General features: G+C 74.9%; 24 protein-coding genes. 10 read left to right on the top strand and 14 right to left on the bottom strand.

Annotated features, from left to right (window positions below; translation table 11 throughout):
* The first annotated feature begins 2 nt into the window (after positions 1 to 2).
* On the top strand, positions 3 to 1736 hold the full coding sequence (locus tag IE326_RS37260; RefSeq protein WP_150234333.1) for a sodium/solute symporter: 1734 nt from the start codon (positions 3 to 5) through the stop codon (positions 1734 to 1736).
* Positions 1733 to 2938 (top strand): histidine kinase, encoded by a 1206-nt coding sequence (locus IE326_RS37255; protein ID WP_150234331.1) that lies wholly within the window; start codon positions 1733 to 1735, stop codon positions 2936 to 2938. The genes IE326_RS37260 and IE326_RS37255 overlap by 4 nt, the downstream gene beginning before the upstream one ends.
* Positions 2939 to 2942: 4 nt before the next feature.
* Here IE326_RS37255 and IE326_RS37250 read toward each other — a convergent pair whose 3' ends face one another.
* The 4 genes from IE326_RS37250 to IE326_RS37235 all read right to left on the bottom strand — a co-directional run bounded on the left by IE326_RS37250 (position 2943) and on the right by IE326_RS37235 (position 5131).
* Positions 2943 to 3425, bottom strand: a complete 483-nt coding sequence (locus IE326_RS37250; RefSeq protein ID WP_373310407.1) for a hypothetical protein — start codon at positions 3423 to 3425, stop codon at positions 2943 to 2945.
* Positions 3426 to 3509: 84 nt separating this feature from the next.
* Positions 3510 to 4013: a hypothetical protein gene (locus IE326_RS37245; RefSeq protein WP_190044723.1), complete on the bottom strand. Its 504-nt coding sequence runs from the start codon at positions 4011 to 4013 to the stop codon at positions 3510 to 3512.
* An 88-nt stretch (positions 4014 to 4101) separates the two neighbouring features.
* Entirely contained in the window at positions 4102 to 4515 is a 414-nt protein-coding gene (locus IE326_RS37240) for a PaaI family thioesterase (RefSeq protein WP_190045038.1), read from the bottom strand.
* A 40-nt stretch (positions 4516 to 4555) separates the two neighbouring features.
* The gene (locus IE326_RS37235) at positions 4556 to 5131 is read right to left on the bottom strand and encodes a sigma-70 family RNA polymerase sigma factor (protein WP_150234326.1); all 576 of its coding nucleotides are present in this window, start codon (positions 5129 to 5131) and stop codon (positions 4556 to 4558) included.
* A gap of 279 nt (positions 5132 to 5410) precedes the next feature.
* Here IE326_RS37235 and IE326_RS37230 point away from each other — a divergent pair, with 279 nt between their 5' ends.
* Positions 5411 to 6628 carry a CapA family protein gene (locus tag IE326_RS37230; RefSeq protein WP_150234324.1) on the top strand — a complete coding sequence of 406 codons (1218 nt, stop codon included), beginning with the start codon at positions 5411 to 5413 and terminating at the stop codon, positions 6626 to 6628.
* Between the two features lie 48 nt (positions 6629 to 6676).
* On the opposite strand, the gene IE326_RS37225 is transcribed toward IE326_RS37230, so the two are convergent.
* On the bottom strand, positions 6677 to 7159 hold the full coding sequence (locus IE326_RS37225; protein WP_373310377.1) for a universal stress protein: 483 nt from the start codon (positions 7157 to 7159) through the stop codon (positions 6677 to 6679).
* A gap of 69 nt (positions 7160 to 7228) precedes the next feature.
* Here IE326_RS37225 and IE326_RS37220 point away from each other — a divergent pair, with 69 nt between their 5' ends.
* Positions 7229 to 8095 carry a polysaccharide deacetylase family protein gene (locus IE326_RS37220; RefSeq protein WP_190044722.1) on the top strand — a complete coding sequence of 289 codons (867 nt, stop codon included), beginning with the start codon at positions 7229 to 7231 and terminating at the stop codon, positions 8093 to 8095.
* A 73-nt stretch (positions 8096 to 8168) separates the two neighbouring features.
* Here IE326_RS37220 and IE326_RS37215 read toward each other — a convergent pair whose 3' ends face one another.
* Positions 8169 to 8831, bottom strand: a complete 663-nt coding sequence (locus IE326_RS37215) for a class F sortase (RefSeq protein WP_150234318.1) — start codon at positions 8829 to 8831, stop codon at positions 8169 to 8171.
* A 428-nt stretch (positions 8832 to 9259) separates the two neighbouring features.
* Between IE326_RS37215 and IE326_RS37210 the strand changes: the two genes are divergently transcribed.
* Positions 9260 to 9745, top strand: a complete 486-nt coding sequence (locus IE326_RS37210) for a hypothetical protein (protein WP_150234315.1) — start codon at positions 9260 to 9262, stop codon at positions 9743 to 9745.
* A 111-nt stretch (positions 9746 to 9856) separates the two neighbouring features.
* On the opposite strand, the gene IE326_RS37205 is transcribed toward IE326_RS37210, so the two are convergent.
* The 3 genes from IE326_RS37205 to IE326_RS37195 form a co-directional block, all read right to left on the bottom strand.
* Positions 9857 to 10417 carry a hypothetical protein gene (locus IE326_RS37205; protein ID WP_190044721.1) on the bottom strand — a complete coding sequence of 187 codons (561 nt, stop codon included), beginning with the start codon at positions 10415 to 10417 and terminating at the stop codon, positions 9857 to 9859.
* Positions 10418 to 10581: 164 nt separating this feature from the next.
* Complete coding sequence (locus IE326_RS37200; RefSeq protein ID WP_150234312.1) at positions 10582 to 11346, bottom strand: bestrophin-like domain; 765 nt, start codon at positions 11344 to 11346, stop codon at positions 10582 to 10584.
* A gap of 50 nt (positions 11347 to 11396) precedes the next feature.
* Positions 11397 to 12059: a hypothetical protein gene (locus IE326_RS37195; protein ID WP_229915842.1), complete on the bottom strand. Its 663-nt coding sequence runs from the start codon at positions 12057 to 12059 to the stop codon at positions 11397 to 11399.
* A gap of 522 nt (positions 12060 to 12581) precedes the next feature.
* Between IE326_RS37195 and IE326_RS37190 the strand changes: the two genes are divergently transcribed.
* The gene (locus IE326_RS37190) at positions 12582 to 13394 is read left to right on the top strand and encodes an SAM-dependent methyltransferase (protein WP_150234310.1); all 813 of its coding nucleotides are present in this window, start codon (positions 12582 to 12584) and stop codon (positions 13392 to 13394) included.
* Complete coding sequence (locus tag IE326_RS37185) at positions 13391 to 15568, top strand: putative bifunctional diguanylate cyclase/phosphodiesterase (RefSeq protein ID WP_150234308.1); 2178 nt, start codon at positions 13391 to 13393, stop codon at positions 15566 to 15568. The genes IE326_RS37190 and IE326_RS37185 overlap by 4 nt, the downstream gene beginning before the upstream one ends.
* A 139-nt stretch (positions 15569 to 15707) precedes the next feature.
* Here IE326_RS37185 and IE326_RS37180 read toward each other — a convergent pair whose 3' ends face one another.
* The 4 genes from IE326_RS37180 to IE326_RS37165 are packed head-to-tail and all read right to left on the bottom strand — an operon-like array spanning position 15708 to position 19900.
* A complete protein-coding gene (locus tag IE326_RS37180; RefSeq protein WP_190044720.1) occupies positions 15708 to 17885 on the bottom strand; it encodes a TerD family protein in 2178 nt (725 codons plus the stop codon).
* Positions 17886 to 17927: 42 nt separating this feature from the next.
* Positions 17928 to 18143, bottom strand: coding sequence for a hypothetical protein (locus tag IE326_RS37175; protein ID WP_190044719.1), 216 nt, complete (start codon positions 18141 to 18143; stop codon positions 17928 to 17930).
* A 50-nt stretch (positions 18144 to 18193) separates the two neighbouring features.
* Positions 18194 to 19426, bottom strand: coding sequence for a cation:proton antiporter (locus IE326_RS37170; protein WP_190044718.1), 1233 nt, complete (start codon positions 19424 to 19426; stop codon positions 18194 to 18196).
* Positions 19427 to 19429: 3 nt separating this feature from the next.
* Positions 19430 to 19900, bottom strand: coding sequence for a cation:proton antiporter regulatory subunit (locus IE326_RS37165; RefSeq protein WP_150236194.1), 471 nt, complete (start codon positions 19898 to 19900; stop codon positions 19430 to 19432).
* Positions 19901 to 20165: 265 nt separating this feature from the next.
* On the opposite strand from IE326_RS37165, the gene IE326_RS37160 reads away from it, so the two are divergent.
* Entirely contained in the window at positions 20166 to 21248 is a 1083-nt protein-coding gene (locus tag IE326_RS37160; RefSeq protein ID WP_190044717.1) for a sensor histidine kinase, read from the top strand.
* Positions 21245 to 21913 (top strand): response regulator, encoded by a 669-nt coding sequence (locus tag IE326_RS37155; protein ID WP_150234302.1) that lies wholly within the window; start codon positions 21245 to 21247, stop codon positions 21911 to 21913. Before IE326_RS37160 ends, IE326_RS37155 begins: the two co-directional genes overlap by 4 nt.
* 97 nt (positions 21914 to 22010) lie before the next feature.
* Here IE326_RS37155 and IE326_RS37150 read toward each other — a convergent pair whose 3' ends face one another.
* Positions 22011 to 22916, bottom strand: coding sequence for a LysR family transcriptional regulator (locus tag IE326_RS37150; protein WP_150234300.1), 906 nt, complete (start codon positions 22914 to 22916; stop codon positions 22011 to 22013).
* Positions 22917 to 23180: 264 nt separating this feature from the next.
* Between IE326_RS37150 and IE326_RS37145 the strand changes: the two genes are divergently transcribed.
* Positions 23181 to 23804, top strand: coding sequence for a succinate dehydrogenase (locus IE326_RS37145; RefSeq protein WP_229915904.1), 624 nt, complete (start codon positions 23181 to 23183; stop codon positions 23802 to 23804).
* Positions 23805 to 23806 lie beyond the last annotated feature (2 nt).

The following is a 23806-nucleotide window of genomic DNA, read 5'->3' as shown; positions in this document are numbered from 1 at the left end:
GCATGAACCAGACCCACGCGGTCGTCGCCGTCACCGCCGTCGTCCTCGCCACCGTCCTCATCGGCGCCCTCGGCCTGCGCGTCTCCCGCACCACCTCCGACTTCTACGTGGCCTCCCGGACCGCCGGGCCCCGGCTCAACGCCGCCGCCATCAGCGGCGAGTACCTCTCCGCGGCCTCCTTCCTCGGCATCGCGGGCCTCGTCCTCGTCCAGGGCCCGGCCATGCTCTGGTACCCGGTCGGCTACACCGCCGGCTACCTGGTCCTGCTGGTCCTCGTCGCCGCCCCGCTGCGCCGCTCGGGGGCCTACACCCTCTCCGACTTCGCCGAGGCCCGGCTGGAGTCCCCGCAGGTCCGGCGGCTCGCGAGCCTCCTCGTCGTCGGGATCGGCTGGCTCTACCTGCTGCCGCAGCTCCAGGGCGCCGGCCTCACCCTGGAGATCCTCACCGGTGCCCCCGGCTGGGTCGGCGGCCTGCTCGTCGCCCTCGTCGTCACCGGCACCGTCGCCGCGGGCGGCATGCGCAGCATCACCTTCGTCCAGGCGTTCCAGTACTGGCTGAAGCTCACCGCCCTGCTGGTCCCGGCCTTCTTCCTGGTCGCCGCCTGGTACGGCGACGGGGCGCCCCGGGCCCGCTTCGACGCCCCCGCGGTGCTCCGCGAGCACACCGCCGTCCGGGTCGCCGACACCGTGCGTCTCGGGCTCGACGCCCCGCTGACCCTCACCGTCACCGGCACCGTCGACTCCGTCCGGTACGAGGAGCGGGCCGTCACCCTCGCCCCCGGCACCCACCAGGTGAAGGGCGGCACCCTCCTCGCCCTCCCGGCGGGCGCCCCGGTGCCCGAGCGGCGCGCCGAGGGCGCCGACCCGCTCGGCTGGTCCCAGCCGCTGGCCGGCGGCCGTGACGGACACCAGCTGTACGCCACGTACGGGCTGATCCTCGCCACCTTCCTCGGCACCATGGGCCTGCCGCACGTCGCCGTCCGCTTCTACACCAGCCCGCACGGGCGGGCCGCCCGCCGCACCACCCTCGTCGTCCTCGGCCTGATCGGCGTCTTCTACCTGCTGCCCGCGCTCTACGGGGCCCTCGGGCGGATCTACGCCCCCGAGCTCGCTCTCACCGGCTCCGCCGACGCCGCCGTGCTCGTCCTGCCCGACCGGATCGCCGGCGGCGCGCTCGGCGACCTCCTCGGCGCCTTCGTCGCGGGCGGGGCCTTCGCCGCCTTCCTCTCCACCGCCTCGGGACTCACCATGTCGGTCGCCGGCGTCCTCGCGCAGGACGTGCTGCCCTCCCGCGCGGTCCGGCACTTCCGGCTCGCGACCCTGCTGGCCACCGCCGTCCCGCTCGCCGTCGGCGTCGCCGCCTCCAAGGTGCCGGTCGCCGACGCCGTCGGGCTCGCCTTCGCCGTCTCCGCCTCCTCCTTCTGCCCGCTGCTCGTCCTCGGCATCTGGTGGCGGCGGCTCACCCCGCCCGGCGCGGCGGCCGGACTCCTCCTCGGCGGCGGCTCCGCGCTCGCCGCGGTGATGGCGACCCGGGCCGGACTCGCCCCGGCGGGCTGGCCGCACACCCTGATGGCCTGGCCGGCCGTCTGGTCCGTCCCGCTCGGCTTCCTCACCATGGTCCTGGTCTCGCTCGCCACCCCGCGCAGCGTCCCGGCGGGCACCCCGGCGATCCTCGCCCGGCTGCACCTGCCGGAGGAGTTCACCGCCCCCGTCCCCGAGCGGGGGGCCCGCCGGTGACCGGCATCGTCCTGGCCGCGGCGAGCGCCGCGGGCACCGTGCTGCTCACGGCCGGCTTCGTCCTCGGCCGGCTCACCGCCCGGCGCGGCGGCCGGGCCGCCCACCCCGACCTCGGCACCCCCGTGGAGCGGGCCACCTTCCACACCCTGCACACCGCCTCGCTGGCCGCCCCGCCGCTGCGCGCCGGGCTCACCGGGGAGACCGCGGGACGGGCGGTCCGCCCGCTGCGCTCGCTGCTGGGCACCGAGGCGCTGTGCCTCACCGACGGCACGGCCGTCCTCGCCTGGGACGGGCCCGGCGAGGCGCACCACCACGCGGGCGTGCCCGGCCTGGCCGCCGCGACCCTGGAGACCGGCCGCAGCCGCTCGGCGCCCACCGGCTGCGCCGACCCCGGCTGCGAGCTGCGCTGGGCGGTGACCGCCCCGCTCACCGGCGAGGAGGGGGTGCTCGGCGCGCTGGTGGCCTACGGCTCCCGGGAGTCGGCGGTGCTGGTGCGGGCCGCGACCGAGGTGGCCCGCTGGGTCTCGGTCCAGCTGGAGCTGGCCGAGCTGGACCGCTCCCGGACCCGGGTGGTGGAGGCGGAGATCCGCGCGCTGCGCGCCCAGATCTCCCCGCACTTCATCTTCAACTCCCTCGCCGCCATCGCCTCGTTCGTCCGCACCGACCCGGAGCGGGCCCGCGACCTGCTCCTGGAGTTCGCCGACTTCACCCGCTACTCCTTCCGCAGGCACGGCGAGTTCGCCCAGCTCGCCGACGAACTGCGGGCGATCGAGCAGTACTTGGCGCTGGCCGGGGCGCGCTTCGGCGACCGGCTCAAGGTGACGCTCCAGATCGCCCCGGAGGTCCTGCCGGTCGCGCTGCCCTTCCTCTGCCTCCAGCCGCTGGTGGAGAACGCGGTCAAGCACGGCCTGACGGACCGGGGCTGCCGGGTCACCATCGCCGCGCGGGACGCCGGAGCGGAGGCGGTGGTGACCGTCGAGGACGACGGCGCGGGCATGGACCCGGAGCGGCTGCGGGCGGTGCTGCGCGGCGAGCACCCGGGCGGCTCCGGCATCGGCCTGTCCAACGTCGACGAGCGGCTGCGCCAGGTGTACGGGGCGGAGTACGCGCTCGTCATCGAGACCGGCGTCGGCGCGGGCATGAAGGTGACCGCGCGCTTCCCCAAGTACCGTCCGGGGGTGCATCCGTCGCCGACGCGGTGACGGATCAGGCGAGCCACAGGGCGAGGTGGGCGAGGGGCAGCCCCAGCCGCCAGGCGGGCACCCAGGTCCGGGACGCCTCGTCCACCGGGAGGCTCGTGCCGGGGGCGGAGGGCCCGTCCAGGTCGGCGGCGTGCACCCAGGTCTCCCGCAGGGCCCGCCAGGCGCCCAGGGCGAGGGCGAGGTCGGCCCCGCCGGGGTCCTCGGCCGCCTCGGCGGCGAGCCGTTCCTCCACCCAGTCGGGCCAGCCCGCCTCGTGGACGGTGAGCCGCAGCCACTCGTCGGCCGCGGGCTCCCCGGACAGGTGGACCGTGAGGGCCAGGGCCCGCAGGGAGGCGCGGTGCTCCAGCGAGCCGGGCTCGGCGAGCCCGGCGGCGGTCAGGTACTGGTCGGCCAGGTACTCGGCGCACAGCCAGGCCATCGGTACGGCCAGACCGCCGCCGCTCCTGCGGCCGGCGCCGTTCGTGCTCTCGGGCGGCAACGCTCCCACCTTCTCCCGGACGTCGGGTCCCTCGGTTCTCGGCACCCGGAGCAGAGCCTCCTCCGCTCGGAGCGTCCGCGTGGACCGCTTTGCTCAACTCGCCGGTGTGGTTTCGGATACGTTCTCCGGCCGGATCGGTGCCGGTGGGGTCCGAGGGGCGGAGGGGGCGGCGGGGGCGGGGGAGGGGCGCCGCCGGACGAGCGAGGCGAGCGCGGTGACGCCGACGACGAGCGCGAGCGACCGCAGGGGGAGGATCGCGCCGAAGGAGTCGTCGAGGGCGTCGATCCCGCGCCAGACGGTGACGATCCACCCGGTGCTCCCCACCAGCACCATGGCGCCCGGGGACCGCTCCCCGGCCAGGCGCATCCCGGCCCACAGCACGAACGGCATGAGCAGGGCGGTGTTCATCAGCGCGGCGGTGAACGCCTGGTCGGCGGAGTAGCCGGTCGGCGCGCCGAGCGCGGAGGACGCCTGGGCGACCAGCGAGAAGCGGAGCGTGTCGGAGAGGACGACGTGCGAGGCGCCGACGGCGATCAGGGTGACGACGACCGCCTTGAACAGGCGGGGCAGGGAGGGGGTGCGGGGTCGTGAGGACATGATCGCGACTATACGCACCGCGTATACATCGAGTGCATAGACCCCCGTGGTCCTCCCCGGACGGGAGCCCGGGGGAGGGGGCGGCGCGTCAGCCGAGCAGGGCGTAGACGGCGGTCGCGTGGGCGGCCGGTTCGTCGGAGCCCTCGGCGGTCAGGGTGATGTCGGCGAAGGCCATCCGCCGGCCGAGCTTGGTGAGGCGGGCGCGGACCAGGACGTCGGTGTCGAGGACCGCCCGCTGGAAGCTGGTGGACTGCTGGACGGTCGTCATCGGCACGAAGCCGCCGCGGGCCGCCGAGACGGCGATCACCGTGGCCGTGTCGGCGGCGGCCATCAGGGCCTGGCCGGAGAGGCCGCCGCCCTCGCGGGCCAGCCGGTCGGACCAGGGGAGCCGGAGGACGGCCCCGCGGCCGTCGACGGAGTCGACCGTCAGGCCCAGGTCGAGCACCCAGGGGGCGAAGTTGTCGGCGAGGATCTTCTCGGCGGCGGCGGGGGTCAGCGCCACGGCGGGAGCCGGTGTCACGGCGTCAGGGAGCGTCACGGCGTCATTGTGCGGCCGCGGCCCGGGGTCCGGCAACGACGCCGCGGCGCGGCCGGTAGCCCGGCAGCGAGCGGCCGAGCTGCCGAAGGGCGTAGTGGGAACGGGACTTGACCGTGCCGGCCGGGATCCCGAGGTCCACGGCGGCCTCGTTGACGGTGAGCCCGTGGAAGTAGAGCCGGACCAGCACAGCCCGGTGCTCCGGGCTCAGTTCGCGGACCGCCGCCCGCACGTCGAGCGCCGCCTCGGCCGACGCGGTGGCGTCCGAGGGGTCCGGGGTGACCGCGAGCACGCCGTCGCCGATCTCGGCGGGCCGGGCCAGCCGGGAGCGGCGGGCGTCGATGGCCAGCCGGCGGGCCACGGTGAAGAGCCACGGCCGGATCGAGGCGTAGGAGCCGTCGAAGGCCTCGGGGTGGAGCCAGGCGCGGACCAGGGTCTCCTGGGCCAGGTCCTCGGCGCGCTGGCGGTCCCCGTAGGTCAGCCCCAGGAGGAAGGAGAACAGGGCGGGCCCGTGCTCCCGCTGGAGCTCCTGGAGCGTCCGCTCGTCGGTCGTCACGGTCGCCGCCGCCGTTGCCGTCGTCATGAGTACCACCCTTCCCCGCCCGCTCAGCGGTTCGTCGTCCGCGCCGTATCCGAACGCATCCGGCCGGAAGGGGACAGGGAACGGACAACGGTCTGCGGCGAACGGTCGTAACGAGCGACGAATGGCACGCCGAACGGTCGGGCGGCGAGCGAAGGACGGTCGTGCGTCCGATCCGGTGGGGTTCGGCCACGGCCCCGGCCGGGTCCCTTGACCCCGGGCCGCCCACGGGATCAATTCGGCAGAACACATGTTCTTCCTATGATCGGGGTGGCAGTCGTCATGACCGCAGGCACCAGGCCGGCGCGCGCCAGAATCGTCCGCGCCGGCTCCACCGCCCTCGCCGGCTCCCTGCTCGCCGTCGTCGCCGCCTGTGCCCAGGGCGGCCCCGTCGGCGGAGGACCCGCACCGGGCGGCCCGTCGAGCGGCTCCGCCGCGCCCCGCCCGGCCGCCCCTGCGCCCCGGCCCGCCGGCTTCACCCTGGTGGCCTCCGGCGACGTCCTCCCGCACGACTCGATCATCCGCCGGGCCGCCGAGGACGCGGGAGGCGTCGGCTACGACTTCCGCCCCATGCTCGCCGGGGCGCGCTCCGTCGTCTCCCGCGCCGATCTGGCCATCTGCCACATGGAGACCGTGTACGGGGAGGACGGCGGGCCCTACACCGGCTACCCCGCCTTCAAGTCCCCGCCCGAGGTCGCCGCCGCCCTCAGGGCCACCGGCTACGACTCCTGCTCCACCGCCTCCAACCACACCCTCGACGACGGCGCCGCCGGACTCGGCCGCACCCTCGACGCCCTCGACGCCGCCGGGGTGAAGCACGCGGGCTCGGCCCGCACCGCCGCCGAGGCCGCCCGGCCCACCCTGCTCAAGGCGGGCGGCGCCACCGTCGCCCAGCTCGCCTACACCTACGACACCAATGGCTACCCGCTCCCCGAGGGGCGGCCCTGGGCGGTGAACCTCCTCGACGAGGGCCGGGTGATCGCCGACGCCCGGGCGGCCCGCGCCGCGGGCGCCGACGTCGTCGTGGTCAGCGTCCACTGGGGCAGCGAGTGGCAGACCGAACCCGACGAACGGCAGCTCTCCCTCGCCCGCTCGCTCACCGCCTCCGCCACCGGGGGCCGCCCCGACATCGACCTGATCGTCGGCACCCACGCCCACGTGCCGCAGGCGTACGAGAAGGTCAACGGCACCTGGGTGATCTACGGCATGGGCGACCAGATCGCCGGCGACATGATCAACCACGAGGGCGTCTTCGACCCCCGGGGCAACCAGAGCAGCATCGGCCGCTTCACCTTCGTCCCGCCCCGCACGAAGGGCGCCCGCTGGCAGGTGACGAAGGCCGAGTTCGTGCCGCAGTGGTTCGACACCGGGCGCGGCCGGGTGGTGAACCTCGGCGCCGCCGACGGCTCCGACCCCCGCCACCCCGGCATCCGCGAGACGATCCGCCAGGTCGTCCTCGGCCGGGGCGCCGCCGAGGACGGGCTGACGGCCGGGAAGTGAGGCGACCGGTCGAAGGGCGGGCCGGTGCCCGGGAAGCGGGGCGGCCGGTCAGGGGACGACCGTGACCGGCCAGCGGCCCGCCTTCACCAGGCGCACGGCCACCGAGCCGACGAAGCGGTGCCCCGCCGACTCCGAGACGCCCACCACCACGGCGTCCGCCTTCAGGTCGTCCGCCGCGCGCGCCAGCCCCGCGTAGGCGTCGCCCCGGAAGGTGTGGAACTCCCAGCGCACCTGCCACAGGCCCTTCACGCGCTCCGCCGAGGTGCGGATCTCCTCGACCAGGCTCTCGGCGATCTCCCCGGTGGTGCCGGCGACCGGGGCGCCCAGCGCCGCGCCGCCCGCCAGCACCGGCTGCACGTAGACGAGCGCGAGGAGCGCGTGCTGCCGGCGGGCCAGGCCGGCCGCGTAGGCCGCCGCCCGCAGGGACGAGGCCGAGCCGTCGACCCCCGCCATGATCACCTTGGGTCCGTCGGTGCCGCGTTCGAACCGGTGGGGCTGGTGTTCGCTCACCTTCCGAGGGTATCGGCCCATCGGGTGCAATCGGGCGGCGGCCCGGTGTCGGTGAGGGGCCCGCACCCCTCCCCGTACGAACCATTGGTCATGAAAAACGATCAGCCGCTCATCGGCCGGAGGTCGGTGCTGGGCCTCGCCGCCGCCCTCGGAGTCACCGTCACGGCCGGGGCGCTCGCCGTCGACCGGCTCGGCACCCCCGACGCCCCCACGGCCTCCGCCGCCCCCCGGGGCCCGCGCCCCGCCGCGGCCCCCGCCCCGGGACCGCAGGCCGCCGCGCCCCGGCTGCGCCCCTCCGCGTACCGGCTCCAGCCCATGACCGCGTACGCCCCCGCCGCACGCCCCCGCGCCCTGCCCCCGGTCCGGAGCCGGCCCTTCCTCTCGCTCACCGGCGTCGGCCGCTCCATGGTCCTCACCTTCGACGACGGCCCCGACCCCCGCTACACCCCGGCGATCCTCGCCACCCTGCGCCGCCACGACTGCCGGGCGATGTTCTTCGTCTGCGGCGAGATGGCGGTGGAGAACCAGGACCTGCTGAGGGAGATGGCCGACGACGGGCACGTGATCGGCAACCACTCCTGGTCCCACCCGCTCGTCCCGAAGCTGCGCCCCTCCCGCATCCGCGACGAACTGGGCTCCACCAGCGAGATCGTGGAGCGCGCCGTGGGCACCGCCCCGCTCTGGTACCGCGCCCCCTACGGCGCCTGGAACCGGCACTCCTTCGAGATCGGCGCCGCCCTCGGCATGGAGCCCTTCGCCTGGTCCGTGGACACCCTGGACTGGACCGAGCCCGGCAGCGGCACCATCGTCCGCCGGGTCCTCGACGGCGCGGGGCCCGGCGTCGTCGTCCTCTCGCACGACGCCGGCGGGAACCGCTCCCAGAGCGTCGCCGCGCTCCGCCGCTACCTGCCCGCGCTCCTCGACGAGGGGTACGGCATCACCGTGCCCCGCCGCTGAGGGCGCGCCGACCGCGCGGAAGGGCCCCGGGGACGCCCCGGGGCCCTTCCGCGCGCGCGTCCCGGCGGGAGCCTCAGCGGGAGCCGACCATCCGCGCGTAGACGACCACGTTGCCGTCGTAGCCGCCCGCCTTGGTGTAGCCGCCGCCGCAGGTGATCACCCGCAGCTCCGGGTGGCCGGTGTCCCCGTAGACCTGCGGGCCGGGGAAGTCCTGCTTGGAGTACACCTCGATGCCGTAGATCTCGAAGACCGCCACCCGGCCGTCGTACCGCTCGACCTCGACGTGCTGGCCCTTCTCCAGGGCGCCGAGCCCGTAGAAGACCGCCGGGCCGCTCTTGTTGTCGACGTGCCCGACGATCACCGAGGTGCCGCGCTGGCCGGGCGCGATGCCGTTCTGGTACCAGCCGGCCATGTTGGCGTCCCGCGGGTCGGGGGCCGCCACCCAGCCGTCCGCGTCGAGCCCCACGTCCATGAGCGGGGCCGCCACCTCGATCGCCGGGATGCGGATCCGCGAGGCGGGGGCGAAGGGCAGCGGCCGGACCCCCGAGGACGCCTCGGCGGGCGGCGCGACGACCGGACGCGCCACCGGCCGGGCCGCGGCGGCCGGTTGGGGCGGCCCCTCCGCGACGCCCGCGCCGTTGCGCATCATCGCGATTCCGGACAGCATGGCGAGGGCCAGGACGCCCCAGGGTCGTCGTCTCCTGCGCTCGGGGACGCGGAAGTCCTTCGGGGGCATGGTTCTCCCTTCGTGGCGACGTGTGAACGGTAAGGGCGTCCCCGTCCTCCCGCGCTCCGGACGGCCCGAACGGGTAACCCGGCGCGGCCGGACGGGTGGCGACGCGCCCGCAGGCCCCGGCCGGAGCCCCGCACGGGAGCCGACCCACCGTCAGAAACCGCCGGGGCGAGGGCCTTCGGGCCCCACTGGTCGCCCCGGGTGACGGAGCGCTGACCCATCCGAGTATTCGTCGGACAATCGTCCCGCACGCCTCTGACCTGCGGCGCCGACGGCCGACACAACTCGATCGGCGGACACGGGCGCTCACCGGACCGGCCCAGCGCCGAGGTGCGGGAAGGGGTCCAGGTTGTGATGGTTCGTCATGGAAGACGTACTCGTCGAATCTCCCGGAGCACCGCTTCGGGGCGTCTTCCACTGGAGGTTCAACCATGCGTGCTGCACGCACTCTGGCGGTGACCGCCACCGCGCTCGCGGCGGTCGGCCTGGCCGCGCCCCTCGCCGCCGCCACCAACGGTCCCGTCAACGTCACCGTCAACCCCTACGACGTCCACGCCGGGTCGACGATCACGATCACGGCCAAGGGGTGCGGCCACGGCGGCACCGTCACGTCCAACGCCTTCCCGGAGACCAACCTCTCGGTCAACTCCGACGGCCTGTCCAGCGCGATCGCCCGCGTCTACAACAACGCCACCCCCGGCAACTACAACCTGGCCGTCAAGTGCAGCGACAACTCCAAGGTCGTCACGCACCCGTTCCGCGTGCTCGCGGGCCGCGGCGCCCAGGGCGGTCTCGGCGGTTCGCTGGAGCCCAGCTCCACCGAGATGGCCGTCGGCGGCAGCCTGGTCGCCGCCGCCGCGCTCGGCGGCGGCCTCTTCGTGATCCGTCGCCGCCGGATGACCGGCGCGGGTGCCTGACCGGCCGAACCTCCCGGTCGGCCCCCGCGCCCGCCGCCCCCGCGTCCCGCAAGGGACCGGGGGCGGCGGGCTGTCCGCCGCCGCACGCCCGGCCGGGAGGGCCGCACGCGGTCAGTGCCGGCGGGAGCCCGCACGGCGGTGGAGCGCGTACGCCGAACCGGCCGCCGCGACGAGCACCAGGGCCGTGCCCGCGGCCAGTTCGGCCGCTCCCGGCCCGCCCTGCGAACCGCCGAGACCGCCCTGGACCCCGCGCGGGGCCAGCAGCGTCGTCGCGCCGATCGTCGGCGTCAGGGTCGCGAGCCCGCTGATCGTCAGGTCCACGGTGTCCTGCACCCCGCCCGAGCAGTTGAACGCCACCGTGTACACGGCGCCGGGCTTGGCGTCCGCGTCCACGGTGGCGGTGACCGCCGAACCCGGCGCGATCTGGACGGTGTCGAAGATGCCCGCCGTCGCCGTCGCCGTGCTGGAGCAGCCGGGGGCGCTGAGCGTCACCCGGCCGCCGGCCCTGACCAGCGACGGGGAGACGACGAAATCGCCCGGGGCCTTCGCGCCCCGCACCCGCGGGTTCGGCGCGGGCGCACCGTCGGCCGCGTGGGCGACGGTGACGGGGGCGGCCAGGGCGAGGGCGGCCGCCCCCAGCAGGGCGGTGGACGCGGCACGTATCGCGCGCATGGTGAATCCTCCGGGTCCCGAGGGCCGGCCGCGGCGGTCTGGCCGCGAGAAGCCTGCGTACACCTCGTTGACCGCCACGCTAGGAGCGCACTACCACAGCCGCGATCCCAGACGCGCGAATGGGGCACCGATGTCCCCCGACCGGCCCAGTACGGCCCGGTCGATCAGCCCGTGACCTGCGGGAACAGATCGGTGAACGGCGCGGCGGTGGCCGCCAGGCCGCGGCCGAACGGCGCGTCGAAGTCCCAGATCAGGAAGAGCAGGAAGGCGATCAGCGCGCTGTACAGGCCCGCGAGCAGCAACTCCCGTCCCGTGCGCCGGATCTGGAGGGTGAAGATCAGCCCCACCGAGACCAGCGCCCCGATGATCAGGCCGAACCAGACCACCCCCGGCATGGTCTCCCCGGCGCTCTGGCCGCGGGCGCCGCGGGCGTCGTCGGCGACCATCACCTGGTCGACCAGCGGCTGGTACGCCTGCCCCTCGAAGTCGTTCGCGGGCTCGTAGTCGGTGACGCTGCGGCGCACCTTGCCGAGGAGCGCGTCGCCCTCCTCGGTGGTCGAGCCCTGCTCGGCCATGTGGTCGAACTCCTGGTTGACGACGTAGGAGACGTACGCGTCGACGTCGGCGCGGATCCGCGTGCGCACCGCCGCCGGGTACACCTCGACCCGCTCGGAGATCTCGTGCATGGCCTGGGCCTCCTGGCGCACCACCTCCTGGGCGGCGCTGCGGCCCTCCCAGACGCCGGCGATGGCGAGACCGAGCACGATCGCGTAGATCACGCCGATCATCATCGTCATGTACTCGATGACGTCGGGGGTCTCGTTGGGGTCGTCGTCCTCGGGGATGCGGCGGTGGTTGATGACGACGATGGCCAGGACGACGCCGCAGGCGGCGGCCATCGCCAAGGTCAGGACGAGCCATTCGGACATGGTTCCTCGGTCTTCCTCAAGTGGGGTGTTCGGGGAGGGTGCGGGCCGGATCAGCGGGAGCGCGGGCGCAGGATCGCGGTGGCGATGACGGCCGGCGCGGTGATCAGGAGCATCGTGGTGACGGGTGACGAGGTGCGCTTCGGCTGGGGCCGGGCCGTCCGCTTGTAGTGCGGGAGCGCCACCGGGGGCGCGGCCGCCGGCCGCGGCGCCGTCGTGGTGGCGGGCGGGGGCGGCGGCGCGGGGGCCGGCGGCTCCTCGGGCGCCGGGGTGCCGGGCGCGGGGGAGGCCGGGGCCGGGGGCGGGGTCGGGGCCGGTGTCACGGGGACGGGCCGCGGTGCCGGGGTGGTGGCGGGCGGCCGCAGGGGGGAGGGCGGCGGCGGCACCACGGGCACGGGCCCGGGCGGGATCACCGGCGGCCTCGGCAGCGGGGGCGGGGTCGGCTTCGCCGGAGGCTTCGGCGTGGGCTTCGTGGGCTTCGTGGTTTTCGTGGGTTCGGGCTTCTGGGGTTCGGTCGGGCGGGGCTTCGTCGGGGTCGGTTTCGGCGGCGGTGTGCACGCGTCCGGGCCGATGACCGCGACCGAGGTGTGCGAGCCGCCCGGTCCGACCGTGGCGTGGGCGCAGGAATCGGCGGTCGCCGGGGCGGGCGCGGTGAGCAGCCACACCAGTCCGGTGGCCGCCAACGACCGCGTGAAGGGTGATCGGAACAGAGACACGCCGACGAGCTTGAACACATGGACGGCGAACCGGGGCCCGAATGCGCTCGGATTCCCCGGATGGTGGGGTTCTTCCGGTGCGCGGACTTGACGTTCTGCTGTCGCGGACCCCAGTGATCCCCGTCGCAGTGGCACTTCGGGGACGCGGAACACCCGCCCCCGGGTCCGCCCGCCACAACTGTCCGGTTGTCGCCCTGTCGCGGACCCGGGGCGACAGGGCATCCTGCACCGGCGGTCCGACCGGACCGCGCAGGCCACCGAGGTGCGGACCGGGCCGCGGACCGCCGAAGTGCCCCCGGACAAGGGCCCGGAGAGCCGCCGCACGATCGTATGCACGTGAATGTGCACGGTCTGAAGGCGTGAACTCTTCGTTTCGACAGCACGCGCCAAAGGCATGTGACCAAGAACGGACCGCGAATTTCCGTTTCCACTCGCTCTCTCGGCGGACGATCAGTAGCCTCACCTCGAACACGGCCGCGAACACCGGGCCGCATCCCCCATGGCGACTTGTTGGAGACATTGATGGAGCGTCCCGCCTGGGCTCCGCCGGGTATCGACATTTCGATGCCGAGCGTGTCCCGTATGTACGACTTCTATCTGGGCGGCTCGCACAATTTCGAAGTGGACCGGGAAGCGGCCCGCAAGGCCATGGAGTTCCTGCCGGGTCTCCCCAAGATCATGCAGGCGAACCGGGCGTTCATGCGGCGCGCCGTCCGCCACGCCGTCGACTCCGGCGTCACCCAGTTCCTCGACATCGGCTCCGGCATACCGACCTTCGGCAACGTGCACGAGGTCGCCCTCGCCGCCGACCCCGCCGCCCGGATCGTCTACGTCGACCACGACCCCGTCGCCGTCGCCCACAGCCGGGCCGTCCTGGAGGGCGTCGGCCAGGCGGCCGTCGTCCCCGCCGACCTCCGCAAGCCTGCCGACATCCTGCACAGCCCCGAGGTCACCGGACTCCTCGACCTCGACCGGCCGGTCGCCCTGCTGCTCGTCGCCGTCCTGCACTTCCTGGAGGACTCCGACCGCCCCCGGGAGGCCGTCGCCGAACTCCTCGACGCCCTCGCCCCCGGCAGCCTCCTGATCGTCACCCACGCCTCGTACGAGGGCATTCCGGTGGAGCAGGAACGCGCCGGCGGCACCGTCGAGGTGTACCGCACCACCCGCAGCCCCCTGGTGATGCGCTCGCCCGAGGAGATCGCCCGCTTCTTCGACGGCACCGAACTCGTCGAGCCCGGCCTCGTGTCGATGCCCCTGTGGCGGCCCGACAGCCCGGCCGAGGAGGAGGACCCGTACGCCTTCTCCGGCTTCGCAGGTGTGGGGCGCAAGGCGTGAAGGTGCCGTCGCAGCCGTCCGGGGCCGCCGGGGAGACCGACGGGCCGGAGGACAGACTCAGGCGGTTCGTCACCATCTGGAGCCGGGCCATCTTCCCGGTGACGGCCACCTCCCTCACCCGCGCCGAGTTCGAGGGCCACCTGCTGCCGCTCGCCCGGCTGCTCTCCGGCGCGCTGCTCGCCCGGCCCTTCGACACCGCCCCCGCCCAGCGGGCCGGGGCCGGACTGGTCGGCGCCCACTGCACCGACCCGGACGCCCTCGGCCGCAGCCTCGGCGTGGTCGACTCGTACCTCGTCCTCTACTGCGGTACGGACCCCGGGCTCGCCACCGAGGAACTGCGGGCCCGCTGCGCCCGCCTCCAGCACGCCATGGCCACCGGCTACGCCCAGGCCCTGCGCGAGCGGACCCGCGTCGAGCAGGAGGCCATCGCCCGCTCCGCGCTCTGTGCCCGCAGCGCCGCGGAGATCGCCCTGCACGCCACCGAGAGCCGCTTCAGGGCCGTCTTCGACGGCGCCGCCATCGGCATCGGCATCGCCGACCTCGACGGCCGCATCGTGGAGGTCAACGACACGATGACCCGCATGTTCGGCGGCGTGGAGGCCCACGTCCGCAGCCGCAACGTCAGCGAGTGGGTGCACCCCGAGGACGGGCCGCACGTCTGGCGGCTCTACGAGGAGCTGGTGCGCGGCGAGCGCGAGCAGTACCGGGTGGAGAAGCCGTACTACCGGGGCGACGGCACGGTCCTGTGGACCAACCTCACCGTCTCCCTGCTGCGCGACGCCCAGGGCCTGCCCCAGTACCAGCTCGCCCTCATGGAGGACATCACCGAACGGCGCCTGCTCCACCTGCGCCTGCGGTACGAGGCCACCCACGACGCCCTCACCGGACTGCCCAACCGGACGCTGTTCTTCGAGCGCCTGGAGAAGGCCCTCGCCCCCGCCGCCGGAGGCGAGGAGAGCGGCTTCGGCCTCTGCTACCTCGACCTCGACGGCTTCAAGGCCATCAACGACAGCCTCGGCCACTCCGTCGGCGACCGGCTCCTCGTGGAGGTCGCCGACCGGCTCCAGGCGTGCGCCACCGGCCCCGGCGAGATGGTCGCCCGGCTCGGCGGCGACGAGTTCGTCGCCCTCACCAGCGGCACCGGCGGCGACCGGGACGCCACCGGGCTCGCCGACCGCATCCTCGCCGCCCTCGCCGCCCCCATCGGCGTCGACGGCCGCGAACTCACCGTGCGCGGCAGCCTCGGCGTCGTCGAGGGCCCGGCCGGCGAGCGCACCGCCGCCGAGGTGCTGCGCAGCGCCGACATCACCATGTACCGGGCCAAGTCCGCGGGCGGCAACCGCTTCGAGCTCGCCGACCCCGAGGCCGACGCCCGCGCCATCACCCGGCACGGCCTCACCACGGCCCTGCCGACCGCCCTGGAGCGCGGCGAGTTCTTCATCGAGTACCAGCCGCTCGTCCACCTCGACGACGGCAGCGTCCACGGCGCCGAGGCCCTCGTCCGCTGGAGCCACCCCCAGCACGGCGTCCTGGGCCCGGACCGCTTCATCCCGCTCGCCGAGGACACCGGACTCATCGTGCCGCTGGGCCGCTGGGTCCTCCAGGAGGCCGTCCGGCAGGCCCGCGCCTGGCAGCTCGACGACCCCGCCGCCGGCACCCCGCTCCGCATCAACGTCAACCTGTCGCCGACCCAGCTCCACCACCCCCGGCTGGTCGCCGACACCGTCGACGTCCTGGAGCGCTCCGGACTCGCCCCCGGCGCGCTCTGCCTGGAGGTCACCGAGTCCGCCCTCATCGGCGCCGACGAGGACCTCCTCAAGCCCCTGCGCCAACTCGCCGAGATGGGCGTCGACATCGCCCTCGACGACTTCGGCACCGGCTACTCCAACCTGGCCAACCTGCGCCGCCTCCCGGTCAGCGTCCTCAAGCTCGACCGCTCCTTCACCCGCGGCATGCAGCAGCACCCGGTGGACCCCGTCGACCTGAAGATCGTCGAAGGGATCGTCTCCCTGGCCCACAGCCTCGAACTCGCCGTCACCGTCGAGGGCGTGGAGACCGCCGCCCAGGCCGAACGCCTCCGCGAGATCGGCTGCGACACCGCCCAGGGCTGGTACTACGCCCGCCCCGGCGCCCCGGACCGCATCCACTCGCTGGTCCTGGCCGACGCGGTGTGAACGCGCGGACGGCCGCGGGCCCGGTCCTCGGAAGGACCGGGCCCGCGGCCGTGCGGGGCGAGGAGAGCGAAGGGACTAATTTCAAGGGATCCTGAGAAGGAAGCCCCCTCATGGCCTCGACCCGGGAAGACCGTAGCACTCAGGCCGGGACCAGGTCGCGCAGGTTTTCCGGGGTCAGGACCCGCGAGCCCGGAGCGAGCCCCTCGGGCCGTTCCAGACCCAGGTACGTCACCGGCCCCGCCGGCACCGCGCCCCCGTCCCACACCGTCACCCGCGACCCCGACTCCTCCATGAGGCGCACCAGGTGACGCACCGTCAGCGGAGTCCGCCCCAGCGCGCCGCGCAGCAGCACCGCCACCGACACCCGGTGCTCCTCCACCCGGTTCGCCGACGGCGTGCCCCGCAGGCACAGGTGCAGCCAGTGCGCGTGCCAGCGGCCCTCCGCGTCCCGCCGGAAGACCAGCGGCAGCGCCACCCGGCCGGGACCCCGCAGGTCCGACTTCATCCGGACCGTGCGCGGCTCGAACGGCCGCCCCTCCTGCTCCCCCTCCCGCAGCATGAACCCGAAGAACGACTCCGCCGTCTCCTCGAAGTCCTCGCCCGAGAACACGTGCACCTGCGGCACGACGAACGTCCCGCGCACCGCCCCCAGCCGCAGCTCGATGAACTCCGAGGCCCCGTCCGGCGCTTCGACGACGTCACCGGAATGCACGCCCTCCACGGCGGTCAGCTCCGTGTAGGACAGCCAGGACACCGTCCGGTACTCCTCGTCCAGTACCAGCGCCGACAGATCCAGGTCGGTGGTCCGCCGGGCCTCCTTCCAGTACATGAAGAACCGCAGCAGCTCGCCGTCGACCGGCGACACCGAGCCGCGCGGCAGCACCCCGAACCCGCCCGTCGAGGCACGCCCGCTGAGCGGCAGCGCCACGTCCAGGACGTCGGGGTCCACCAGCAGCCGCTCCGGCACCGGCAGCCTGCGCCGGGTCTCCGCGTCGAGCAGCGCCAGCAGCCGCTCCCGTACGTCCTCCGGCAGCGGCGCGCGCCGGTCGGGCGCCACCCACGCGGCGCCCGCGCGGTTCACGAACACCCGCCGCACCGCGTCCGCTCCGGCCCGCCGGTTCTGCGCGTGCTCCCGCAGCGACAGCACCACCCGGCCCGCCACCCGCGGCGCGGCACGCTCCGCCGCCGCCAGCACCGCCTCCCGCCCGGCCCCGTCCGCCGCCGTGCGCAGCAGCCGGTCCAGCGCCCGGAACAGCCGCCCGGGCGCCGCCGACGCCAGCAGCTCCGCCGCCCCCGGCACGTCGCCGTCCGCGAGCAGCGCCTCCGCCCGGGAGTCCAGCGACGGCACCCGCAGCTCGCCCCGGGCCACCGCGAACACCTCCGCCGCGTGCGGCCACCGCGGGTGCTCGTGCGGGTGCAGCCGCTCCCCGAGCCGCTTCCACGCCTCCCGGTGCGGCCCCACGTCCGCGGCCTTCGCCGGGTCCTTCGCCACCACGGCGTCCAGACCCGCGAGCAGGACGCGCCGCACCGGCCGGGACAGGGCGCGGAAACGGGTCCGCTCCCGCAGCGTCACGTCCCCGCCCGACAGCGCGCAGGCCAGCCGCAGCACGTCCGTGACGGTGTCGAGCAGCGGCGCCGCGCCCGCCCGCAGCCGGGCGGCGTTGACCACGGCCCGGTTCTCCCGGACCGGGATCTCCGCCGGCTGCGGCCCGTCCGCGCAGTGTGCGGCGAGCACCGCCAGATCGGCCAGGTGCTCCTCGCCCAGCGGCGTCACGGACCCCGCCAGCGCGGCGTACAGCGCGGCGGTCTCCTCCTCCGCGGGCCCGCCGGGGTGCAGCACGGTCAGCCGGTCCCCGGCCGCCGGGACCAGCTCCTCGTGCGCCGCGAGCAGCTCCTCGTACGAGTGCCGGTACCGCCCGTAGGAGGGGAGCGTCAGCAGGTCGAGCACCCCGGCGCTCAGCCGGTCCAGGACCGGCTCCCGGGCCTCCGGGTCCTCCAGCGCCTCCAGGACGCACGACAGCCAGAACTCCCGGGTGTCGGGGACGTTCGCCGGGAAGTCGATGAAGTACGCGTTGTGCGCCACGTGGTCGCCGACCCGCTCGCGGACCGCCGGCAGCACCCATCGGGCCAGCTCGACGACGGTCTCGGCGGACCGCCCGGACAGCTCCCTCAGCAGCGCGGAGGACAGGGCGAAGCCCGCCGTCCGCAGCGCGGCGTCGAACCGCAGGGCGGCACCGGAGCCGTCCCCCCGCTCCCCGGCGGGGACGGGGACGCGGAGGGTGTGCCGGACGAGCAGGCGTGCGAGAACGGGGTCCATCCCGCGATGCTCGCAGCCCGCCCGCCCCGGCCGCACGCGGATTTACCGGCCCTCCGGCCACCGGCCCCCGGCCTTCGCTCCCCGGCCCCGTGGTCGGCCCGGGGGCGGGTGGACCCCCGCGCCGGTGGGGGCGGGCCTCCTGCCCGGGGCCGGCTGGGCCTCCGGTCCGGGGGCGGCGAGCACGACGTCCCGCCGGTACACCTCGGCCGGTTCGGCGGCGATCCGGTGCGCCGGGGCGACGTCCCCGAGGACGGGCATCGGCCGCTCCGGCACGTCCCCCCGTACCGCTCCCCCCTCGCGGTCTCCGCTCAGCGCTCGTGACGGACGGGCTCGGCGAGCGGCAGCCGCTCCTCCGCGGGCCCCGGACCCTCCGCCGCGCGGGCCCGCCGCGCGGTCAGCCAGGTCGCGACCGGCTCCGTGTAGCGGGCCGTCAGCGGCCCGATGACGACCAGGATCAGGACGTACGCGGTGGCCAGCGGGCCCAGCGAGGGCTCGATCCCGGCGGAGACGGCCAGGCCCGCGATGACGATGGAGAACTCGCCGCGCGCCACCAGCGTGCCGCCCGCCCGCCAGGAGCCCTTCGCGGAGACGCCGTTGCGCCGCGCCGCCCAGTAGCCGGTGGCGATCTTCGTGCCGGCGGTGACGACGGCCAGCGCCAGCGCGGGCAGCAGCACCGGCGGGATGCTCGCCGGGTCCGTGTGCAGCCCGAAGAAGACGAAGAAGACGGCGGCGAACAGGTCCCGCAGCGGACTGAGCAGGTTGTGCGCGCCCTCGGCGACCTCCCCGGACAGCGCGATGCCGACGAGGAACGCGCCGACCGCCGCGGACACCTGGAGCTGCTGCGCGATGCCCGCCACGAGCAGGGTGAGGCCCAGTACGACCAGGAGCAGCTTCTCCGGATCGTCGCTGGAGACGAAGCGGGAGATCAGCCGCCCGTACCGGACGGCGACGAAGAGCACCAGACCGGCGACGCCCAGCGCGATCGCGAGGGTGGCGCTGCCGGCCGCGAGCCCCGCCCCGGCGAGCAGCGCGGTGACGATCGGCAGGTAGACCGCCATCGCCAGGTCCTCCAGGACCAGGATGCTCAGCACCACCGGCGTCTCGCGGTTGCCGAGCCGTCCCAGGTCGCCCAGCACCTTCGCGATCACCCCGGACGAGGAGATCCAGGTGACGCCGGCCAGCACGACCGCCGCCACCGGACCCCAGCCGAGGAGCAGCGCCATCGCCGCGCCGGGCAGCGCGTTGAGCGCCCCGTCGACCAGGCCCGCCGGGTACTGCGTCTTCAGGTTGGTGACCAGATCGGTCGCCGTGTACTCCAGACCGAGCATCAGGAGCAGCAGGATGACGCCGATCTCGGCGCCGATGGCGACGAACTCCTCGCTGGCGCCCAGCGGTAGCAGCCCCCCTTCGCCGAAGGCCAGTCCGGCGAGGAGGTACAGGGGTATGGGCGAGAACTTCAGCCGCCCGGCCATCCGGCCGAGCAGGCCGAGACCGAGGATGATCGCTCCGAACTCGATGAGGAAAACGGCGGACGAATGCACCGATCACTCCCTTCCGAGGATAGTGGCGGCGGCGTCGACGCCTTCGTGGGTACCGATGACGATGAGGGTGTCCCCGCCGGCCAGCCGGAAGCCGGGGCCGGGGGAGGGGACGGCGTCCGCGCGGCGCAGCACGGCCACGATCGAGACGCCGGTCTCCGTGCGCATCCGGGTCTCGCCGAGGGTCCGGCCGTTCCAGTGCGACTGGGAGGAGAGCTCGATCCGTTCGGCGACGAGCCCCAGCGCGGTGGTGTGCAGCAGGTTCGGACTGTGGTGGCCGGGCATCAGGGCGTCGACCAGCGCGTCGCTCTCCCCGGCCGTCAGGTGCAGCGACTGGAGGCAGGCGTCGGGGTCGTCGGACCGGTAGACGTTGACCGTACGGGTGCCGTCGCGGTGGGCGATCACCGACAGGTGCCGGTGTTCCCGGGTGGTGAGGTCGTACTGGACGCCGATGCCTGGCAGCGGCGTCGAGCTCATCCGTGAAGTGGGCACGGCCCGGACTCCTCGTGTCGTCTGTGGTGCGGAGGCACGCGGCGAGGAGGCCGGTGCCCCTCCGCACGGGCGGACGGTCCGGGGCCGCGGCCGGAACATGGTGCCATCTCCGGGGGCCTTCGCACATGGGTGCCGGCACGGATGTACAAGGACCCCGGCCGGACCCCAGGATGGGGCGGGGACGTAGGCTCCTGCGCAGGTCGACGGGGGGAACGAACGGATTCGGCGCGGAGCCGGGAGGAGCGGGACGGTGTCACTGTACGGACGGGTCCTCCTCCTCAACGCGGCCGTCCTCGCCCTCGCCGCGGGTCTCCTCCTGGGGCCCGTCACGGTCTCCACCCCGGTCCGCCTCGGCGAGGCCGTCGTCGTCCTCTGCGGCCTCGTCCTGATGCTCGTCCTCAACGCGGCGCTGCTGCGGATCGGCCTCGCCCCGCTCGGCCGGCTCGGCCGCGCCATGGCGACGGTCGACCTCCTCAAGCCCGGCGCCCGCGCCGAGGTCACCGGCCGCGGCGAGATCGCCGACCTGACCGCCGCCTACAACGCCATGCTCGACCGCCTGGAGACCGAGCGGGCCACCAGCACCGGCCGCGTCCTGACCGCGCAGGAGGCCGAGCGGCAGCGGATCGCGCGCGAACTGCACGACGAGGTGGGCCAGACCCTCACCGCCGTGCTCCTCCAGCTCAAGCACACCGCCGACCACGCCCCGCGGGAGCTCAGGGAGGACCTGCGGCAGGCGCAGGAGACCACCCGGGCGAGCCTGGAGGAGATCCGCCGGATCGCCCGGCGGCTGCGCCCCGGGGTCCTGGAGGAACTGGGCCTGCACAGCGCGCTCCGCTCCCTCGCCGGCGAACTCTCCACCGCCCGGCTGCGGGTGACCGCCCACCTCGCGCCCGGCACGGCCCCGCTGGACCCGGCGACGGAACTCGTCGTCTACCGGGTCGCCCAGGAGGGCCTCACCAACGCCGCCCGCCACTCCGGCGCCGCCCACGTCGAGCTGCGCCTCGGCCCGGCGCCGGACGGCGGCACCCGGCTCCTCGTCCGCGACGACGGCCGCGGCACGGCCGGCGCGGCCGAGGGCGCGGGCATCGGCGGCATGCGGGAGCGCGCCCTGCTCGTCGGCGCCCTGCTGCGGGTGGGACCCGGGGAGACGGGCGGCACGGAGGTGCGCCTCGACCTGCCGGCCCGGCGCCCCGCGGGCCCGGGGGGCGGGACCGGGACGGAGGCGGCCGCGCCGGGGGTCGTGCCCGCGCCCGGTGCTGCGCCCGTGCCCGGGGCCGTGCCCGCATCCGACGCGGGGCCCGTACCCGTACCGACTCCTGGACACGAACGATGACCTCCCCCGTACGCCCGCCCGCCCGGATCCTCCTCGTCGACGACCACGCGCTGGTACGCCGCGGGGTCCGGCTCATCCTCGACGCCGAGCCGGACCTGGAGGTCGTCGCGGAGGCGGGGGACGGGGCGGAGGCCGTGGCCGCCGCCCGCCGGGACGCGGGGCTCGACCTGGCCGTCCTGGACGTCGCGATGCCCCGGATGACCGGCCTCCAGGCCGCCCGCGAGCTGGCCAGGCTCCGGCCGGGACTGCGGATCCTGATGCTGACCATGTACGACAACGAGGAGTACTTCTTCGAGGCGCTGCGGGCCGGCGCCAGCGGGTACGTGCCGAAGTCCGTCGCCGACCGGGACCTGGTCGAGGCGTGCCGGGCGGCGCTGCGCGACGAGTCGTTCATCTACCCGGGCGCGGAGACCGCGCTGATCCGCAGCTACCTGGACCGGGCGCGGTCCGGCGCGGGGCTGCCCGAGCGGCCGGTCACCGAACGGGAGGAGGAGATCCTCAAGCTGGTCGCCGAGGGACACACCTCCAAGGAGATCGGCGACCTGCTCTTCATCAGCCCGAAGACGGTGGAGCGGCACCGGGCCAACATCCTCCAGAAGCTCGGGCTGCGCGACCGGCTGGAGCTGACCCGGTACGCGATCCGGGTGGGGCTCATCGAGCCCTGACCCGGTCCGTCACGGGGTGTCCGGCGCCCGGACCTTCGCGCCTGACCTCCTCCGTCACGGGGGCCGGCGCCCGGCTTTCCGTCCCTGACCCGCTCCGTCACGGGGCGTCCGGCGCCGGCTTTCCGCGCCGCGAGGCCATCAGCAGCCGCTGGAGCTCGCGCGCGGCCCGGGGCGGGGCGACGTCGCTGCGGTGCGCCAGGGCGATCGTGCGGCGCAGGCCCGGCCGGGCGAGGGCGGTCACCCGCAGGTCGCGGCCGGCGCGGGCGGCGACCATGGCGGGGACGACGGCGAGCCCGAGCCCGGCCCGCACGAAGCCGAGGACCGCGTCCAGCTCGCCGCCCTCGACCGTGAAGGACGGCTCGAAACCGGCCGCCCGGCAGGCGCCGACCGTCAGCTCCCGCAGGTCGTAGCCGTGCCGGAACATCACCAGCGGCTGGTCGCGGAGGTCGGAGATCCGCACCGGCCGGCGCGGCGCGGGCGCCGAGGCCGCCGACACCACCACCAGGTCCTCCCGCAGCAGCTCCACCGTCGTCAGGGCCGGTGACGGCGAGGGCAGCGGCAGGACGACGAGCGCCAGGTCCAGGGAGCCGCGGGCCAGCTCCCGCACCAGGTCGTGCGAGCCGCTCTCCTGGATGAGCAGCTCGATCCCCGGGTGCAGGTCGTGGAAGGCGCGCAGGACGTCGGGGAGGAGCCCGGTGCACAGGCTGGGGGTGGCGCCGAGCCGCACCCGGCCGCGCTTGAGCTGTGCCAGCTCCTGCACCTCCCGGCGGGCCGTCTCGGTGTCGGCGAGGATCCGGCGGGCCAGCGGGAGGAGGGCCTCGCCCGCGTCGGTGAGGGCGATGTTGCCCCGGGCCCGGCTGAACAGCTCCGCGCCCAGCTCCTGCTCCAGCGCCTTGATCTGCTGGGAGAGCGAGGGCTGCGAGACGTGCACCCGCTCGGCGGCCCGGGTGAAGTGACGGGTCTCGGCCACGGCCACGAAGTAGAGGAGCTGCTGGAACTGCATGTTCCCAGCCTAGGGCAAAGGCATAGCTTCAGCCTATGGACATCAGCCGGACCATGTCTTGGACCTCTCGGGTCCTTCGGCCCTAGCGTCGGTTCCATGGCTCTGGCACCCAGCAAGGACACGGCGACGGCGAAGGGCGCGGCGGCGAAGGGCTCGGCGTCCGCGAAAGGCACGGCGTCCGTGAAGGGCACGGCCTCCGCCCGCCCGCCGTCCCGCACCCCCTCCCGCGGCTTCTGGTCGTCGACCATCGGCAAGAAGACCGTGATGGCCGTGAGCGGCCTGATCATGCTCGCCTACCTCGTCGCGCACGTGGCCGGAAACCTCAAGGTCTTCTTCGGCCCCGAGGAGTTCAACGGCTACGCGCACTGGCTGCGCGTGATGGGCGCCCCCGTCCTGCACCACGAGTGGGGCCTGTGGCTCGCCCGGATCGTGCTCCTCGCCGCCGTCGGCGCGCACGCCGTCTCCGCCTACCAGCTCAGCCGCCGCGACATCAGGGCCCGCCCCACCCGCTACGTGCACCGGCGCAAGGGTTCCTCCTACGCCACCCGCACCATGCGCTGGGGCGGGATCATCGTCGGCCTCTTCATCGTCTGGCACGTCCTCGACCTCACCACCGGGACCGTGCACCCCGGCTTCGAGTCGGGCAGGCCCTACCAGAACGTCATCGACACCTTCTCCACCTGGTACGGCAACACGATCTACATCGTCGCGATGCTCGCCGTCGGGCTCCACGTCCGGCACGGCTTCTGGAGCGCCGCGCAGACCCTCGGCGTCGGCAACGCGCGCCGCGAACGCGCCCTGCGCCTCCTCGCGAACGTCCTCGCGCTCGCCCTGACCGCGGGCTTCATCGCCGTCCCCGTCGGCGTCATGACCGGAGTGGTGAACTGACC

The sequence above is a fragment of the Streptomyces filamentosus genome (assembly GCF_014654895.1).
GTDB classification, from domain to species: Bacteria; Actinomycetota; Actinomycetes; order Streptomycetales; family Streptomycetaceae; genus Streptomyces; species Streptomyces filamentosus.
This window is presented reverse-complemented; position numbering and strand designations above follow the sequence as displayed.

Excerpts from the sequence above, each read along its gene's own strand:
- IE326_RS37260 (WP_150234333.1), top strand. The coding sequence starts at position 3 with ATGAACCAGACCCACGCGGTCGTCGCCGTCACCGCCGTCGTCCTCGCC.
- IE326_RS37245 (WP_190044723.1), bottom strand. The coding sequence starts at position 4,013 with ATGTCCTCACGACCCCGCACCCCCTCCCTGCCCCGCCTGTTCAAGGCG.
- IE326_RS37235 (WP_150234326.1), bottom strand. The coding sequence starts at position 5,131 with ATGACGACGGCAACGGCGGCGGCGACCGTGACGACCGACGAGCGGACG.
- IE326_RS37230 (WP_150234324.1), top strand. The coding sequence starts at position 5,411 with ATGACCGCAGGCACCAGGCCGGCGCGCGCCAGAATCGTCCGCGCCGGC.
- IE326_RS37225 (WP_373310377.1), bottom strand. The coding sequence starts at position 7,159 with ATGGGCCGATACCCTCGGAAGGTGAGCGAACACCAGCCCCACCGGTTC.
- IE326_RS37220 (WP_190044722.1), top strand. The coding sequence starts at position 7,229 with ATGAAAAACGATCAGCCGCTCATCGGCCGGAGGTCGGTGCTGGGCCTC.
- IE326_RS37215 (WP_150234318.1), bottom strand. The coding sequence starts at position 8,831 with ATGCCCCCGAAGGACTTCCGCGTCCCCGAGCGCAGGAGACGACGACCC.
- IE326_RS37210 (WP_150234315.1), top strand. The coding sequence starts at position 9,260 with ATGCGTGCTGCACGCACTCTGGCGGTGACCGCCACCGCGCTCGCGGCG.
- IE326_RS37205 (WP_190044721.1), bottom strand. The coding sequence starts at position 10,417 with ATGCGCGCGATACGTGCCGCGTCCACCGCCCTGCTGGGGGCGGCCGCC.
- IE326_RS37200 (WP_150234312.1), bottom strand. The coding sequence starts at position 11,346 with ATGTCCGAATGGCTCGTCCTGACCTTGGCGATGGCCGCCGCCTGCGGC.
- IE326_RS37190 (WP_150234310.1), top strand. The coding sequence starts at position 12,582 with ATGGAGCGTCCCGCCTGGGCTCCGCCGGGTATCGACATTTCGATGCCG.
- IE326_RS37180 (WP_190044720.1), bottom strand. The coding sequence starts at position 17,885 with ATGGACCCCGTTCTCGCACGCCTGCTCGTCCGGCACACCCTCCGCGTC.
- IE326_RS37175 (WP_190044719.1), bottom strand. The coding sequence starts at position 18,143 with ATGCCCGTCCTCGGGGACGTCGCCCCGGCGCACCGGATCGCCGCCGAA.
- IE326_RS37165 (WP_150236194.1), bottom strand. The coding sequence starts at position 19,900 with ATGAGCTCGACGCCGCTGCCAGGCATCGGCGTCCAGTACGACCTCACC.
- IE326_RS37155 (WP_150234302.1), top strand. The coding sequence starts at position 21,245 with ATGACCTCCCCCGTACGCCCGCCCGCCCGGATCCTCCTCGTCGACGAC.
- IE326_RS37150 (WP_150234300.1), bottom strand. The coding sequence starts at position 22,916 with ATGCAGTTCCAGCAGCTCCTCTACTTCGTGGCCGTGGCCGAGACCCGT.
- IE326_RS37145 (WP_229915904.1), top strand. The coding sequence starts at position 23,181 with ATGGCCGTGAGCGGCCTGATCATGCTCGCCTACCTCGTCGCGCACGTG.